Below are 15,769 nucleotides of genomic sequence, written 5' to 3'. Positions count from 1 at the left end.
TCTATACCAATCATTAAAAAGAGATTTTATCCGGCAGTGCACTGCCCGTTAACGCTATGACAGAACACCAAAAATTGACCTTCCCGATGCTGATGCAAAAGCTTGATTCGCTGATGCTGCGCGATAAACAGCGGTTTGCGCGCCGTCTGCACGGCGTTAAGAAGGTTAAAAATCCTGATGCACAACAGGCCATTTACCAGGAGATGGCCAACGAGATTGAACAGGCGGCAGGGAAAGTTGTGCTGCGTGAAGCCGCACGTCCGGAGATTACCTATCCGGAAAATCTGCCCGTCAGCCAGAAGAAACAGGACATTCTTGAGGCCGTACGCGACCACCAGGTGGTGATCGTCGCGGGGGAAACCGGTTCAGGTAAAACCACTCAGCTGCCGAAAATCTGCATGGAGCTGGGCCGCGGGGTGAAAGGGTTGATCGGTCACACCCAGCCGCGTCGTCTGGCGGCGCGCACCGTGGCGAACCGTATTGCGGAAGAGCTGCAAACGGAGCCGGGTGGCTGCATCGGCTACAAGGTGCGATTCAGCGACCACGTCAGCGATAACACCATGGTTAAGCTGATGACCGACGGTATCCTGCTGGCGGAAATCCAGCAGGATCGTCTGCTGATGCAGTACGACACCATCATCATCGATGAAGCGCACGAGCGCAGCCTGAACATCGACTTCCTGCTCGGCTACCTCAAAGAGCTGCTGCCCCGGCGTCCGGATCTGAAAATCATCATCACCTCCGCGACCATCGACCCGGAGCGCTTCTCAAAACATTTCAACAATGCGCCGATTATCGAGGTGTCAGGACGCACGTATCCGGTGGAAGTGCGCTATCGCCCGATTGTGGAAGAGGCGGACGATACCGAGCGCGACCAGCTTCAGGCCATCTTTGATGCCGTCGACGAGCTGGGCAACGAGAGTTCTGGCGACATTCTGATCTTCATGAGCGGCGAGCGCGAGATCCGCGATACCGCCGATGCGCTCAGCAAGCGCGATCTGCGCCATACCGAGATCCTGCCGCTGTACGCGCGCCTGTCGAACAGCGAGCAGAACCGCGTGTTCCAGCCGCACAGCGGGCGCCGCATCGTGCTGGCGACCAACGTGGCCGAAACTTCGCTGACCGTACCGGGCATTAAATACGTGATCGACCCGGGTACGGCGCGCATCAGCCGCTACAGCTACCGCACCAAAGTTCAGCGCCTGCCGATTGAGCCGGTTTCGCAGGCGTCGGCTAATCAGCGTAAGGGCCGCTGCGGCCGCGTGTCGGAAGGGATCTGTATTCGTCTCTATTCGGAAGACGATTTCCTGTCGCGCCCGGAGTTTACCGATCCGGAGATCCTGCGGACCAACCTGGCATCCGTTATCCTGCAAATGACCGCGCTGGGGCTGGGCGATATCGCCGCCTTCCCGTTTGTGGAAGCGCCGGATAAGCGCAATATTCAGGACGGGGTGCGGCTGCTGGAAGAGCTGGGGGCCATCACCACCGACGAACAGGCGACGGCCTACAAGCTAACGCCATTGGGCCGCCAGCTTAGCCAGTTGCCGGTCGACCCGCGTCTGGCGCGCATGGTGCTGGAGGCGCAAAAACACGGCTGCGTGCGCGAGGCGATGATCATCACCTCGGCGCTCTCCATTCAGGATCCGCGCGAGCGTCCGATGGATAAGCAGCAGGCGTCGGATGAAAAACACCGTCGCTTCCACGATAAAGAGTCCGATTTCCTCGCCTTTGTGAACCTGTGGAACTACCTTGGCGAGCAGCAAAAAGCGCTCTCCTCGAACCAGTTCCGCCGTCAGTGCCGGGTGGATTTCCTCAATTATCTGCGCGTACGCGAGTGGCAGGATATCTACACCCAGCTGCGCCAGGTGGTGAAAGAGCTGGGTATACCGGTGAACAGTGAACCGGCGGAGTACCGCGAAATTCATATCGCCATGTTGACTGGCCTGCTGTCTCATATCGGGATGAAGGATGCGGATAAGCAGGAATATACCGGCGCACGCAACGCGCGTTTCTCCATCTTCCCGGGCTCCGGTTTGTTTAAGAAGCCGCCGAAGTGGACCATGGTCGCCGAGCTGGTGGAAACCAGCCGTCTGTGGGGGCGTATCGCCGCGCGTATCGATCCGGAGTGGGTTGAGCCAGTGGCGCAGCACCTGCTGAAACGCTCATACAGCGAGCCGCACTGGGAGCGCGGGCAGGGCGCGGTGATGGCGACGGAAAAAGTCACCGTCTACGGCCTGCCGGTGGTGGCCGCGCGTAAGGTTAACTACAGCCAGATCGATCCGGCGTTGAGTCGCGAGCTGTTTATCCGCCACGCGCTGGTGGAAGGCGACTGGCAGACGCGTCATGCCTTCTTCCGCGAAAACCTGAAGCTGCGCGCCGAGGTGGAAGAGCTTGAGCACAAGTCCCGCCGTCGCGACATTCTGGTGGACGACGAGACGCTGTTTGAGTTTTACGATCAGCGCATCAGTCACGATGTGATCTCGGCGCGCCATTTCGACAGCTGGTGGAAGAAAGCCAGCAAAGAGGCCCCGGACCTGCTCAACTTTGAAAAGAGCATGCTGATCAAAGAGGGCGCGGAGTCGGTCAGCAAGCTCGATTATCCGAACTTCTGGCATCAGGGCAACCTCAAGCTGCGTCTGACCTATCAGTTTGAGCCGGGCGCGGATGCCGATGGTGTGACGGTGCACATTCCGCTGCCGCTGTTAAACCAGGTGGAAGAGAGCGGGTTTGAGTGGCAGATCCCCGGCCTGCGCCGCGAGCTGGTCATTGCGTTAATCAAATCCCTGCCTAAACCGGTGCGGCGTAACTTTGTGCCGGCGCCGAACTACGCCGAAGCGTTTTTAGGCCGCGTCACACCGCTGGAGCTGCCGCTGCTGGACGCCCTGGAGCGTGAGTTCCGCCGCATGACCGGAACCACCATCGACCGCGACAACTGGAACTGGGATCAGGTGCCCGATCACCTGAAAATCACATTCCGCGTGGTGGACGATAAAAACAAAAAGCTGCTCGAAGGCCGTTCTCTGACGGAGCTGAAAGAGGCGCTGAAATGTAAAGTCCAGGAGACGCTCTCTGCGGTGGCCGATGACGGCATTGAGCAGAGCGGGCTGCACATCTGGAGCTTTGGTCAGCTCCCGGAAAGCTACGAGCAGAAGCGCGGGAACTACAAGGTGAAAGCCTGGCCCGCGCTGGTGGATGAGCGCGACAGCGTGGCGATTAAGCTCTTTGACAATCCGCAGGAGCAACAGCAGATGATGTGGCGCGGGCTGCGTCGACTGCTTCTGCTTAACATCCCGTCGCCGATTAAGTATCTGCACGAGAAGCTGCCGAACAAAGCCAAGCTGGGACTCTACTTTAACCCGTACGGTAAGGTGCTGGACCTGATCGACGACTGCATCTCCTGCGGTGTGGATAAGCTGATCCACGAGGCCGGCGGTCCGGTCTGGACGGAAGAGGGCTTTGCTCAGCTTCATGAAAAGGTGCGCGCGGAGCTGAACGACACCGTGGTCGAGATTGCCAAACAGGTCGAGCAGATCCTTACCGCCGTGTTCAATATCAACAAGCGCCTGAAGGGGCGGGTGGATATGACCATGGCCCTGGGGCTGTCGGACGTCAAGGCGCAGATGGCGGGGCTGGTGTATCGCGGCTTTGTCACCGGCAATGGCTTTAAGCGTCTGGGCGATACGCTGCGTTATTTGCAGGCGATAGAGAAGCGTCTGGAGAAAATGGCGGTCGATCCGCATCGCGATCGTGCGCAGATGCTGAAAGTCGAAAACGTGCAGCAGGCGTGGCAGCAGTGGCTCAACAAACTGCCGCCGGCGCGTCGCGATGACGACGACGTGCGGGAGATCCGCTGGATGATCGAGGAGCTGCGCGTCAGCTTCTTCGCTCAGCAGCTGGGAACGCCGTATCCCATTTCGGATAAGCGTATCTTGCAGGCGATGGAGCAGATTTCCGGCTAAAACCGTTGCCCGGTGGCGCTGCGCTTACCGGGCCTACGGGAGAACATGTAGAGCACGTAGGCCGGGTAAGGCGTAGCCGCCACCCGGCTTTTTATCATTTCTCCGGGTATAACCCTTGCCCGGTGGCGCTGCGCTTACCGGGCCTACGGGAGAATATGTAGAACATGTAGGCCGGGTAAGGCGTAGCCGCCACCCGGCTTTTTATCGTTTCTCCGGGTATAATCCTTGCCCGGTGGCGCTGCGCTTACCGGGCCTACGGGAGAATATGTAGAGCATGTAGGCCGGGTAAGGCGTAGCCGCCACCCGGCTTTTTATCATTTCTCCGGGTATAACCCTTGCCCGGTGGCGCTGCGCTTACCGGGCCTACGGGAGAGCATGTAGAGCACGTAGGCCGGGTAAGGCGTAGCCGCCACCCGGCATGTCTTCAGGCACTGACCCAACCGCCGCCCAGCGCTTTATACAAATCAATTTGCGCCAGCAGCAGGTTGTTTTTCACCTGTACCACGCTGGTCTGCACCGAGAACAGCGTGCGCTGCGCATCGAGCTCATCCAGATAAGAAGAGTATCCGTTGCGGTAGCGGTTTTGCGCAATCCGCAGCGTCTCCTGCGCGACCGTCTGCTGTGCCAGCAGCTCGGTAAGCTGTTCCTGATAGCGGGTGATGGCATCAAGGCTGTCATTCACCTCAGCAAACGCGTTACGCACGGTTTTTTCGTAGCTATACAGCGCCTGATTCCGCTGGGACTGAGAGATATCTACCTGCGCATTCAGCGCCTGACGGTTCAGCAGCGGCGCAAGAATACTGCCGCCCACGCTCCAGAGCTGTAGCGGGTTATCCAGCAATCCCGACAGCGTGCGATCCTGCACCGATCCCGTGGCCGTGAGGTTGATCGACGGCAGCAGGCTGGCGCGCGATGCCGCCAGCGTCGCGTCCGCCGCAATCAGCTGACGTTCAGCCTGGACGATATCCGGGCGCCGGTTCAGTAGCGTCGACGGCAGCTGGGAGGGCAGTTTCAGCGGCGTCAGGGCATCAAAGCTTTCACCGCGCGCAACGTCACCCGGGTTGCTGCCCAGCAGCAGGCTAAGCGCATTTTCCTGCTGCGCAATCTGGTGCTGAAGCAGTGGAACCTGGGCGCGGGTGGCGCGCAGCTCAGAATCCGATTGCATCAGCTCAAGGCGAGAGCTGTATCCCGTCTCAAATTGTCGCTTGGCGAGGTTGAACGCCTCTTCACGCGACTTCAGCGTGGACCGGGTAACGCGCAGCTGTTCGTCCAGCGACAGCAGGGTGACGTACCCGGAGGCCACCGAGGATGCGACGGTAAGATCAGCCGCCGCAGCCGCCGCCTTTTGTGCCTCCAGCGACGCTTCAGCGGCACGGGAGGTGCTGCGGTTTACGCCCCAGATATCCACGTCGTAGCTGGCGGTCAGGCTGCCTTTGTACAACGTACCGTATACCGGAAGCCCCGTGGCGGCGGACTGCGAGCGCGCGCGCGTCCCGGTCACGCCCGCGTCAAGCGACGGGGACAGGCTGCCGTCAGCAGCGTACACCCGGGCCTGGTACTCGTTAATCCGCTCGCGGGCAATCAGCACGTCGCTGTTATTCTTCAGCGCCTGATCCACATAGCGATTCAGATTGCTGTCGTGAAAATTTCGCCACCAGAGCTGCTCTGTCGGGCTGGCTGGCCCCGACGTCGCGCGCCACTGGGCCGGTATGTGCAGGGACGATTTGGCGGGCTCAACGTCTACCGACTGGCATCCCGCCAGGATAGTCATTATCAGCAGGCCGGCTATCGGGCGAAGCGTCATTGTTTCGCCTCCCGCGTGTCGATGGTCACCTGCACCGACATGCCAGGACGCAGCAGCCGGTACGCCTCCGGCTCACCGAGTACCTCAATGCGTACCGGGATGCGCTGGGCGATTTTAACAAAGTTGCCCGTGGCGTTGTCCGGGGTGATAGCGCTGAACTCGACCCCTGTGGCCGGGGATATGCTCTCCACGCGGCCCTGATAGGCTTTATCGTTTAAGGCATCGACGGTAAATTTCACCGGCTGTCCGACGCGTAAATTCGCCAGCTGCGTCTCTTTGATATTGGCGATCACCCAGTGCTGCGGCGGGACCAGCGTGGTAAGGTGCGTCCCGGCGGTGACGTACGCCCCCAGACGCACTGCAATCTGCCCGAGCTGACCGTCACGCGGCGCGACAATGCGGGTGTTTTGCAGATCGATCTGCGCCAGCTCCAGCGCGGCTTTCGCGTTCTCAACGTCCGCTTCCAGCGAACCGCGATTGACGATGACCGTTTGTAAATCCTGACGCGACATCTCAAGCGTTGCTTTCGCCTGGTCGATATCGGCGCTCCCCTGGGCGGCACTGGCCAGCGCCGAATCGCGCTCGCGAATGGAGAGGGAGCCGTCCGCGGTCAGCTCTTTCACGCGTTTCAAATCCGCCTGGGTTTTCAGACTTTGGGCACGGGCGTTTTTCAGCGCCGCCTCGTTTTTGGCAATCACCGCTTCCGCGCTTTTGCGCTGTTGCAGGTTGTTATTCAGGGCTGCAATTTTCATTGCCAGCTGCGCCTCGGCCTGATGGACGCGCTGGCGATAGATGCGGTCATCTATCTGCAACAGCAGCTCGCCTTTTTTAACCTGCGCGAAATCCTGAACATGGACCTCGGTAATGTAGCCGTTTACCTGGGGACTGATGAACGTTGTCTGGCCGCGCACGTAGGCGTTATCGGTAAACTGGGCATGACGCGTGAACGGGGGCAGCTGCCAGGCATAAAGGATCACCAGTACCCCGACAATACCGATAGCCGCGGCGGTGAAAATGGAAACGACGCGCACATTTTTGCGGGTGTTGGCCTGCTCTTTGGCGGCATCCTGCTGACTCATAACTTCTCCTGAAAAATAGTCATTACTTGTTGCCAGTGGCGTTCTTAAGGGCCATACGGGCGGTGATGCGCAGACGCAGCAAGCGCCATAAAATCCAGACCAGCGTGGCAGTGGCAATGCTCGCCGTCAGGAGATAAGTATCGTTGTAAGCCAGAATGTTTGCCTCAAGCGTCGTCACCGACTGAAGCTGAGTTATGGCCTGGGTTCCCAGCAGGGAACTGTCGCCTACCAGGCTTTTGTACATCTGGGTGTAAAGCTGTATGCGTTCGTTCACCAGCGGGTTAAGGGTGGTGAGCTGGTCAGCCAGCAGGCTGGAATGGTACTTCTCGCGCCAGGTCTGGAAGGTGCCGAGGATCGCGGAACCCAGCAGGCCCCCAAGGTTCTGACTCATGCCAAACATCACGGAAAAGCTGACCAGATTGCGCGGATCGGCGATCACCCCGCCAATGGCGGCCAGCATCGCAGGCGCAAGGAAGAACGCGCTGCCGAAGCCCAGCAGGAACTGGCTGAATATAAGCTGATCCGGCCGGGTCAGGTTGTTGGACTGGCTGTCCAGCAGCGAGGCAACGATCATCAGCGCCAGCGAGGTGATAATCGGCCAGGCCAGTTTAGTGGGCTTAATCGTCAGACAGCTGGTGACGATACCGCAGACGATCCCGGCGAAAATAGCCCACGCCAGATGGGTCATCTGTTCATTCTGTAAGCCTACATATTGCAGCCAGCCGATGACGCCCGTGTTCTGCTCCGCCAGTACGATGCGAATCAGCAGCATGATCAGCCCCAGGCGTACGATGCTGCCGCTGGAGAGCCAACGGGTATTAAGCAGCGGGTTGTTGCGGTTATGTTCAAACACGATCGCGGAGACAATCAGCACCAGCGAGAGAGCCAGCGCCCAGCCGATCCACGGCGCTTCAAACCACCAGTCCAGACGCCCTAACGACAGAACCGCGCACAGCAGCGCCATGCCGGGCGCAAGCAAAAAGAAGGTGATGAAATCTTTCTTCTCGAAGACTTTGCGCCGATCGCCCGGCGGCAGCTTGAGCACCATCACGCAGGCCAGGGAGATCAGGGCCAGACCCAGCTCGAAGAAGTACAGCCCGCGCCACTCATCAAGCTGTAACAGCTCGGTGGAGAACAGCCGCGCCAGCGGGATCGCCAGCGACGACCCGGTTATGCCGATGGTCAGCGCCTTCAGTCGGTGCTTCGCGGGCCAGGCCTGTATCTGGTAATAAATGCCGAGCGAGCTGAGCGCGGCGGCGACCATCCCGTGTGCCGCCCGTACCATCAGCGCCGAGCTGAGATCGTTCACAAACAGGTGGAAAAAGGTGACCAGCACATACAGCACCAGGAAGCCTTCCGTAAAGGCGCGCAAACCGTACTGCTGGCGAAACTTTACCAGCAGCAGGTTGATGGAGACGTTGGTCATGACATAGACGGCAGGCAACCAGGCGATTTCAGTCGACCAGGCGCCAAAGGTGCCTTGCAGATTTTGCAGATTGGCGGTGACGACCGCGTTACCCAGCGCCCCGGTCAGACACACCAGCAGGCCGACCACGCCATAGGCGATTCGTTTCGACGTCGGATGTTCCGGGGTGGAAGGGGAACCCAACAGGGCGGGTTTCTCGTGTGGCTGCCACTCGCGAGGAGCATAAGGGTCGCGTTGGGGCAGGCGCATAACGGGGTTTACCTTTCAAAAAGTTGAATTGTGAGCGGGCTAATGATTCTAAGGCTGACGCAAATCATAATTCAAGTGAATACGATTTTCTCATGTTAATCAAATGTGAGTGCTTTTTGAGCACATCCCGGCCCGTTTTTTCAGCATTCATGCCATAGCATGACGCGAAGAAAGGGGGATAATCGAAGGCTCTGTATGCTGTAAGGAGGTAACGATGACAATGGCACTTTTTCCCTGTCTGCCTGGCACAACCCTCGACGCCGTGAATACCGTTGGGGCGTGGCTTGCTCAGGACGACTATCAGGACAACCAGCCCGTTGATCTGGTGATTCTGGCGGGTAATGCGGTGATCCCCGCGATTGATGCTGCCTGTAAAATCGCGGCTGAACAGGGTGTTCCTCTGATCATCAGCGGCGGGATCGGTCACTCGACGACCTTCCTCTACGCCGCGATTGCGAAACACCCCCGCTATAACAGGATACCCACCACCGGACGTGCTGAGGCGGCTATTCTGGCCGACATCGCCCGTGAATTCTGGAACATTCCGGCCGAGCATCTTCACGTTGAGGATCAGTCGACCAACTGTGGCGAAAACGCCCGCTTCAGCCGGGCGTTGATGAAACAATCCGGACTGAACGCCGCCCGGGTGCTGGTGGTGCAGGACCCGACAATGCAGCGTCGCACAATGGCTACGTTTGCCCGCGTTTGCCGCGACGAGGCCGCATCGCCCGCATGGGTGAGTCATCCCGGCCTGACGCCCGTGCTGCAAAACAGCGACGACGGTCTGGTGTTTAGCGGCCCGGTCGAGGGGTTATGGCCGGTAGAGCGCTACTTGTCGCTGGTGCTGGGTGAATTTCCGCGACTCAGGGACGACATCAACGGCTACGGTCCGGCGGGACGTGATTTCATTGCCCATGTCGATATCCCTGCCGACGTGGACGCCGCGTGGCAGATCTTGCGAAACGACGTCATTCTCACCGACGCGCTGGTGAGCCGTTCCCTGCTGTGATGCTCTGCCCGTTTGCGCTATCTTTTACGCAAACGGGCATCCTGTGTTGCCGATTTGTGATTTTGGAAACGGGCTGACCCGTTTCTTTTATGAGATATCTCACAAAAACAGACTCATAGAGTAGGCAATTGCCCCGGTAATTATAGTTTTTAACATTAAGTTTACTTGTTAAAAACAGTGTGATTACAGGAGCAGGTTATGACAGTACCCGTACAACATCCTATGTATATTGATGGACAGTTTGTTGCCTGGCAGGGTGATGCATGGATTGACGTGATCAATCCGGCCACGGAAGAGGTCATTTCCCGTATTCCCGACGGCAGCGCCGAGGACGCCCGCAAGGCCATTGACGCGGCAGATCGCGCGCAGGCTGGCTGGGAGGCGCTGCCTGCTATTGAACGCGCCAGCTGGCTACGCAAAATTTCCGCCGGGATCCGCGAGCGCGTCAGTGAAATCAGCGCGCTGATTGTGGCCGAAGGCGGCAAGATCCAGCAGCTGGCGGAAGTGGAAGTGAACTTTACCGCTGACTATATCGACTATATGGCCGAGTGGGCGCGCCGTTATGAAGGGGAAATCATTCAGAGCGACCGTCCGGGCGAAAATATTCTGGTGTTTAAGCGTGCCCTGGGCGTCACCACCGGCATTCTGCCGTGGAACTTCCCCTTCTTCCTGATTGCCCGTAAGCTCGCTCCCGCGCTGCTCACCGGTAACACCATCGTTATCAAGCCGAGCGAATTTACCCCAAACAACGCCATTGCGTTTGCCAAAATCGTCGATGAGATTGGCCTGCCGAAAGGCGTCTTTAACCTGGTGCTGGGCCGGGGTGAAACCGTCGGACAGGAGCTGGCCGGGAACCCGAAAGTGGCGATGGTCAGCATGACCGGCAGCGTCGGGGCAGGTGAAAAGATCATGGCTGCGGCGGCGAAAAACATCACCAAAGTGGGGCTGGAGCTGGGCGGTAAAGCCCCGGCCATCGTGATGGACGATGCCGACCTCGAGCTGGCCGTGAAGGCCATTGTGGATTCACGCGTCATCAATACCGGACAGGTGTGTAACTGTGCGGAACGTGTCTATGTCCAGAAGGGGATCTACGACCGCTTTGTGAATCGTCTGGGCGAGGCAATGAAAGCCGTCCAGTTTGGCAATCCGGCTGAGCGAACGGATATTGCCATGGGGCCGCTGATCAACGCCGCCGCGCTGGAGCGCGTGGAGCAGAAGGTGGCGCGCGCGGTGCAGGAGGGGGCTAAAGTGGTCCTTGGCGGTAAAGCGGCAGAAGGCAAAGGGTATTTTTATCCCCCAACGCTGCTGCTGGACGTACGTCAGGATATGGCCATCATGCACGAAGAGACCTTTGGCCCGGTGCTGCCAGTGGTGGCATTCGACACCCTGGAAGAGGCCCTGAACATGGCCAACGACAGCGACTACGGTTTAACCTCGTCTGTTTATACGCAGGACCTGAACGTCGCCATGAAAGCCATTAAGGGTCTGAAGTTCGGCGAGACCTACATTAACCGTGAAAACTTTGAAGCGATGCAGGGCTTCCATGCAGGCTGGCGTAAATCCGGTATCGGCGGGGCGGATGGCAAACACGGTCTGAATGAGTATTTGCAGACGCAGGTGGTCTATTTGCAGTCGTAATCAGGAGCCCCCTCCATGCGAGGGGGTTCACATTTTCAGGAAAGGTGGTTATGTTGGCGCGATAATGATTCTTTATCGGGAAACAACATGCGCACAAAATATACGGGTCTGCAAATCAGCATTCACTGGCTGGTTTTTCTGTTAGTCATTATGGCCTATTGCGCCATGGAGTTCAGAGGGTGGTTCCCAAGAACCGATCGTCCGCTTATTAATATGATCCACGTTTCCTGCGGGATCAGCATCCTGGTGCTGATGGTGGCGCGCCTGCTTATCCGCCTCAAATTCCCGGCTCCGCCTATTCAACCGAAACCAAAAGCGATGATCACCGGGCTGTCCCATCTCGGGCATCTGGTAATCTACCTGCTGTTCATTGCGCTGCCGCTGATCGGTATGGTGATGATGTATAACCGGGGAAATGACTGGTTTGCGTTTGGCCTGACGATGCCGCATGCGGCGGAGGGGAATTTTGACCTGGTGGATACCCTAAAGGAGTGGCACGTAACGCTGGCGAATCTGGGGTACTTCGTGATTGGTTTGCACGCCTTTGCCGCGCTGATGCATCACTACTTCTGGAAGGACAACACGCTGCTGCGCATGATGCCGAAAAAGCGCCAGTAACCGATAATGCCCTGCGAACCCGCAGGGCATTTTTTTGCGGCTTATTGCAGTTGCGCGCGCTCCTGCGCCGTTAAGTCCAGTTCCTGAGTTGAACCCGTTTCCGAAGATTTTACCGCCGCTTCCAGCACCGCCATCACCGCCAGGGCTTCCACCGGATGGACCGGGTTGTCAATCTTGCCGTTCAGGGCATTGCGCACGTTTATATAGTACTGCCGCTGGTCGCCTTTTGGCGCAGGTATAGCGCTGGCTTCACCCTGGGCATTAAACAGCACCATAGCGTCGCTGTCTTCACCCCAGCTTTCGCTACCCGGAACGACGCCTGCCAGCAGCTGGGCTTCCTGCTGATCGATGTGCGCTTTCACCACGCTGGCCTTATCGCCGTGGACGGTAAAGCGGGCAACGCCACCCGCCACCAGCATGCTGCAATGGAGGACCACTTTGTGTTCCGGATAATTCAGCACCACGTGCGCCCAGTCGTTAATCTCCGCGCCGTCACGCAGGGTGGCGATGTTGCCCTGTACCGACTGCGGCAGACCAAAAAGCTGTAGCGTCTGGTCAATCATATGCGGGCCTAAGTCGAACCACAGGCCGCTGCCGGGCACGTTTTGCTCTCTCCAGCGCACGCGAACCTCCGGACGGAAACGATCGATATGCGACTCAAAATGTTTCACCTTACCGATACGGCCTTGCTCAATCACCTGCTTAATGCCGAGAAAATCGCTATCCCAGCGGCGGTTATGGAAGACCGAGAGCAGGCGCTGTTTTTCTTGCGCAAGCGCAATCAGATCTCGCGCTTCCTGCATATCAAGCGTAAACGGCTTATCCACTACCACATGCTTGCCGGCATTGAGCGCCAGGGTGGCCAGCGGCGCATGGGTCGCGTTAGGGGAGGCGATAACCACCAGGTCGATATCCGGGTGCTGAATGGCCTCTTCCGGCGTGGCAACAACGAGGACGTCCGGCAGATCGCGTTTCACTTTCTCTTCATCCCGGGATGAGACCACCGCCAGCTTCAGGCCTTCGACGGACTGGATCAGCGGGGCATGGAACGTCTTACCTACAAAACCATACCCGATCAGCGCAATATTCATTGTCTTCACTTTATTCATGACCTTCTCCACGTTAATGCGCGCCAACGGTAACCTGCAAGGCGCTATGGTCCCCGAGCTCTGCCCAGGGACGATCTAAAAACAGTTGATGAATCTCGGATAACCCTGACACCAGGTACGGTTCGCACTGGTTGAGTTTTAGATGGTCGGCGACTACCCAGTGCGCCTGGCTTGCGGCCAGCATGGCACGCTTCACTTCGGCATCCGCCTCCTGACTGGCGCTCAATCCGAGTTCGGCATGGATGGCGCATGCGCCAAGGATGGCAATATCCGCCCGGTAGCGAGAGAGCAGGGAAAGGGTGGCGCTTCCGGCAAACAGGCGTTGTTTCTGATCCCACTTTCCACCGAGCAGGATCAGGTCAATATCTTCCCGATCGCTAACCTGCTGGGCGATATCAAGAGAAGGGGTGATGATGGTCAGCGGCCCCTGAATGAAAGAGGCAACGGCCAGCAGTGTGCTTCCGGCGTCCAGAAAAAGCGTCGAGCCCGCAGGCACGCATTGCGCAACCTGTTTACCCAGCCGCTGCTTAATTTCAGGGAGCAAGCTATTCCTGCTTACACGGGTCATCGTCGAGAGATTCAGCGCGATGGCGCCGCCATGGTTTTTTTGTGCCAGTCCCTGTTTTTCCAGGTCGGTCAGATCGCGACGGATGGTGTCCGCCGAAACCTGCAATCGCTCTGCCAGCTCGGTAATGCTGGCCTGGCCTTGCTCAGTAATGATATCAAGCACATATTTCTGTCTGGCGGTTTTATGCATGGGGCAGTATCCTGCAAAATGTCGCAATAAATCGCAGTTTACAGCATTTTGCAGGAAAGGGAATCGCGACAGGTGTGGGATGTTATCCAAAAACAGTTTAATGATGTGATTATTGATATCGCATTAATCAGTCATCAAAAACATGTATGTATCTTTTAGGTATGTTGTTATCGCTATGTTTTACTTGAAAATTTGGCTTAAGCTGCCGGATTATTGGCTCTAACCAGAATGTTTAACTAATTTGTAATTATAAATTAGTGCATATATCTATTAGTTTTTGTTTTTAAAGTAAAATAATTCAATTTTATTCGGTGTATTACTTAAGTTGACATTTCTTTGAAAATCTTTGTGTCTGATTCGGGGTGAAATTAACGCAAAAATGTACACCGGGGCATTTTAGAATTTTCTTTATATTACAGGGGGTTTATTTGTTTCATCTGAAAGGCCTTTTATAACGTTTTGTCCAGAAACCCCATCTTTTTTCTTATTTGTAACACCGCATTAACATTGCGGGTGTGGTTGCTCATATCACATTTTGTTATGCTGCGAATCAATAAATATTTAAGTAAATTCTTAAAAGAAAAAAAGAGATTGAACGGCTCTCATCTCAATTGAAATGGGCTTGGGGAACTATTACCCAAATTAATCGAGAAGAGGTGAGGGATTTCTGAAGAATTATTTGTACCTCTTCCTGGGTATTTATTTGGCTATCACCTGGAGTCGGGGGATATTATGAAGATGAAATGCAATAACAGGTTGCTCAGATTATCTGTCTCCCTGACCTTAATTTCGCTGGTGGTGACTGCGGCTAATGCAAATAACGGCCAGGCGGGGATATCTCCCGTTGCGGCAATGACGATGAAAGAAAGTATTCTTTTCGCTCTCGATCGCGACCCCTCGGTGAGCCAGCAGGCAGCGCAACTGGGGATCGGCCAGGCACAAATAGACGAAGCGCGCAGTGGCTGGATGCCACAAATAGCCCTGAACGGGAGTACGGGTCACAGCCAGACCACCGATTCAAGCGGCTCGTTGCGAAATTCCGCAGCCTGGGGCCTGAGCCTGACGCAGCTGGTGTACGATTTTGGCAAGACCAATAACAGCATCAGCCAGTCTTCAGCTCAGCGTGACAGCTATCGCTACCAGCTGATGAGCACGATGTCTGCCGTCGCGGAAAAAACGGCCCTCAGCTATGTGGAAGTAAAACGCTACAGCGATCTGTTGCAGGCGGCAAAAGAGAACGTGCAGGCGCTTAAAAACGTTGAGCAGCTGGCAAAACTCCGCGCCGATGCTGGCGTAAGCTCCACCTCTGATGAGCTTCAGACCCGCACCCGTATCGCCGGGATGCAGGCGACGGTAGAGCAGTATAATGCGTCTCTGAACAGCGCCCGCGCGCGGCTGGCGGTATTAACTGGCATACAGGCTGAACGCTATTCACCGGTTCCGGGAGGTCTGGCCGTGGAGCCGGATTCTCTCAATCGGATTGATTATTCACTGATCCCAACGGTGATGGCCGCGCAGAACATGGAGCGTTCAGCCCAGTACGGCGTAGAAACCGCCAGGTCTCAGCACTGGCCGACCTTAAGCCTGAAAGGGGGCCGCACCCGCTATGAGTCTGATAATCGCGCGTACTGGGATGATCAGATCCAGCTCAATATTGACGCACCGCTTTATCAGGGCGGCGCGGTCTCGGCGCGCGTCCGTCAGGCCGAGGGCGCAAGGGCAATGGCATCGTCCCAGGTCGATCAGGCCCGTTTTGATGTCCTGCAAAAAGCCTCCGTCGCACAGGCCGACTGGACCGGGGCGCGTGGACGAATGGAAGCCGGGAAGCGTCAGCTGGAAAATGCGTTGCGCGCCCGCGATGTCTACAAAAATGAATATACCCTGAGCAAGCGCAGCATTAACGATCTGCTCAGCGTGGAGCAGGATGTCTGGTCTGCCACCTCAGCGAAAATAATGGCTGAATACGATGGCTGGAGTGCGGCGATTAATTACGCCTCTGCGGTGGATAATCTCTTGCCGCTTATCGGAATAGAGAAAAACGCTGCCGCGAAATTACCTGATTTAAGTTAAAAAAAGGCGCGCCTTTCTGCGCGAAATAAGTCAGACAATAATGGGTGATTT

The 15,769-nt window shown here is 57.0% G+C and carries 10 protein-coding genes; 5 read left to right on the top strand and 5 right to left on the bottom strand.

The window, feature by feature from the left end:
• Window positions 1-56: 56 nt before the first annotated feature.
• Window positions 57-3,959: an ATP-dependent RNA helicase HrpA gene (gene hrpA, locus ACOTYH_RS09160; protein WP_421637703.1), complete on the top strand. Its 3,903-nt coding sequence runs from the start codon at window positions 57-59 to the stop codon at window positions 3,957-3,959.
• 424 nt (window positions 3,960-4,383) lie between these two features.
• On the opposite strand, the gene ACOTYH_RS09155 is transcribed toward hrpA, so the two are convergent.
• The 3 genes from ACOTYH_RS09155 to ACOTYH_RS09145 are packed head-to-tail and all read right to left on the bottom strand — an operon-like array spanning window position 4,384 to window position 8,517.
• Window positions 4,384-5,763 carry an efflux transporter outer membrane subunit gene (locus ACOTYH_RS09155; protein WP_421637702.1) on the bottom strand — a complete coding sequence of 460 codons (1,380 nt, stop codon included), beginning with the start codon at window positions 5,761-5,763 and terminating at the stop codon, window positions 4,384-4,386.
• On the bottom strand, window positions 5,760-6,842 hold the full coding sequence (locus ACOTYH_RS09150; RefSeq protein WP_017693458.1) for an HlyD family secretion protein: 1,083 nt from the start codon (window positions 6,840-6,842) through the stop codon (window positions 5,760-5,762). Before ACOTYH_RS09150 ends, ACOTYH_RS09155 begins: the two co-directional genes overlap by 4 nt.
• A 22-nt stretch (window positions 6,843-6,864) precedes the next feature.
• Complete coding sequence (locus ACOTYH_RS09145) at window positions 6,865-8,517, bottom strand: MFS transporter (RefSeq protein WP_045348297.1); 1,653 nt, start codon at window positions 8,515-8,517, stop codon at window positions 6,865-6,867.
• Window positions 8,518-8,731: 214 nt separating this feature from the next.
• Here ACOTYH_RS09145 and ACOTYH_RS09140 point away from each other — a divergent pair, with 214 nt between their 5' ends.
• From ACOTYH_RS09140 to cybB, 3 genes are all read left to right on the top strand, one after another.
• Complete coding sequence (locus tag ACOTYH_RS09140) at window positions 8,732-9,526, top strand: YdcF family protein (protein WP_017384495.1); 795 nt, start codon at window positions 8,732-8,734, stop codon at window positions 9,524-9,526.
• Window positions 9,527-9,724: 198 nt separating this feature from the next.
• Complete coding sequence (aldA, locus tag ACOTYH_RS09135; protein WP_023296575.1) at window positions 9,725-11,164, top strand: aldehyde dehydrogenase; 1,440 nt, start codon at window positions 9,725-9,727, stop codon at window positions 11,162-11,164.
• A gap of 87 nt (window positions 11,165-11,251) precedes the next feature.
• Complete coding sequence (gene cybB / locus ACOTYH_RS09130) at window positions 11,252-11,782, top strand: cytochrome b561 (protein WP_015570570.1); 531 nt, start codon at window positions 11,252-11,254, stop codon at window positions 11,780-11,782.
• A gap of 41 nt (window positions 11,783-11,823) precedes the next feature.
• Here the strand turns inward: cybB and ACOTYH_RS09125 are convergent, their stop codons facing one another.
• Both ACOTYH_RS09125 and ACOTYH_RS09120 read right to left on the bottom strand, forming a co-directional pair.
• Window positions 11,824-12,891, bottom strand: a complete 1,068-nt coding sequence (locus tag ACOTYH_RS09125; protein WP_214586213.1) for an oxidoreductase — start codon at window positions 12,889-12,891, stop codon at window positions 11,824-11,826.
• A 13-nt stretch (window positions 12,892-12,904) separates the two neighbouring features.
• Window positions 12,905-13,648: a DeoR/GlpR family DNA-binding transcription regulator gene (locus ACOTYH_RS09120; RefSeq protein ID WP_047733387.1), complete on the bottom strand. Its 744-nt coding sequence runs from the start codon at window positions 13,646-13,648 to the stop codon at window positions 12,905-12,907.
• 732 nt (window positions 13,649-14,380) lie between these two features.
• On the opposite strand from ACOTYH_RS09120, the gene ACOTYH_RS09115 reads away from it, so the two are divergent.
• The gene (locus tag ACOTYH_RS09115) at window positions 14,381-15,718 is read left to right on the top strand and encodes a TolC family outer membrane protein (protein WP_023303703.1); all 1,338 of its coding nucleotides are present in this window, start codon (window positions 14,381-14,383) and stop codon (window positions 15,716-15,718) included.
• Window positions 15,719-15,769: the final 51 nt, after the last annotated feature.

This window comes from Enterobacter cloacae complex sp. SHL001 (assembly GCF_049236825.1).
In the GTDB taxonomy this organism is placed as follows: Bacteria; Pseudomonadota; Gammaproteobacteria; order Enterobacterales; family Enterobacteriaceae; genus Enterobacter; species Enterobacter hormaechei_C.
The sequence above is the reverse complement of the archived record's forward strand: the minus strand, read 5'-3'. Positions and strand labels throughout refer to the sequence as shown.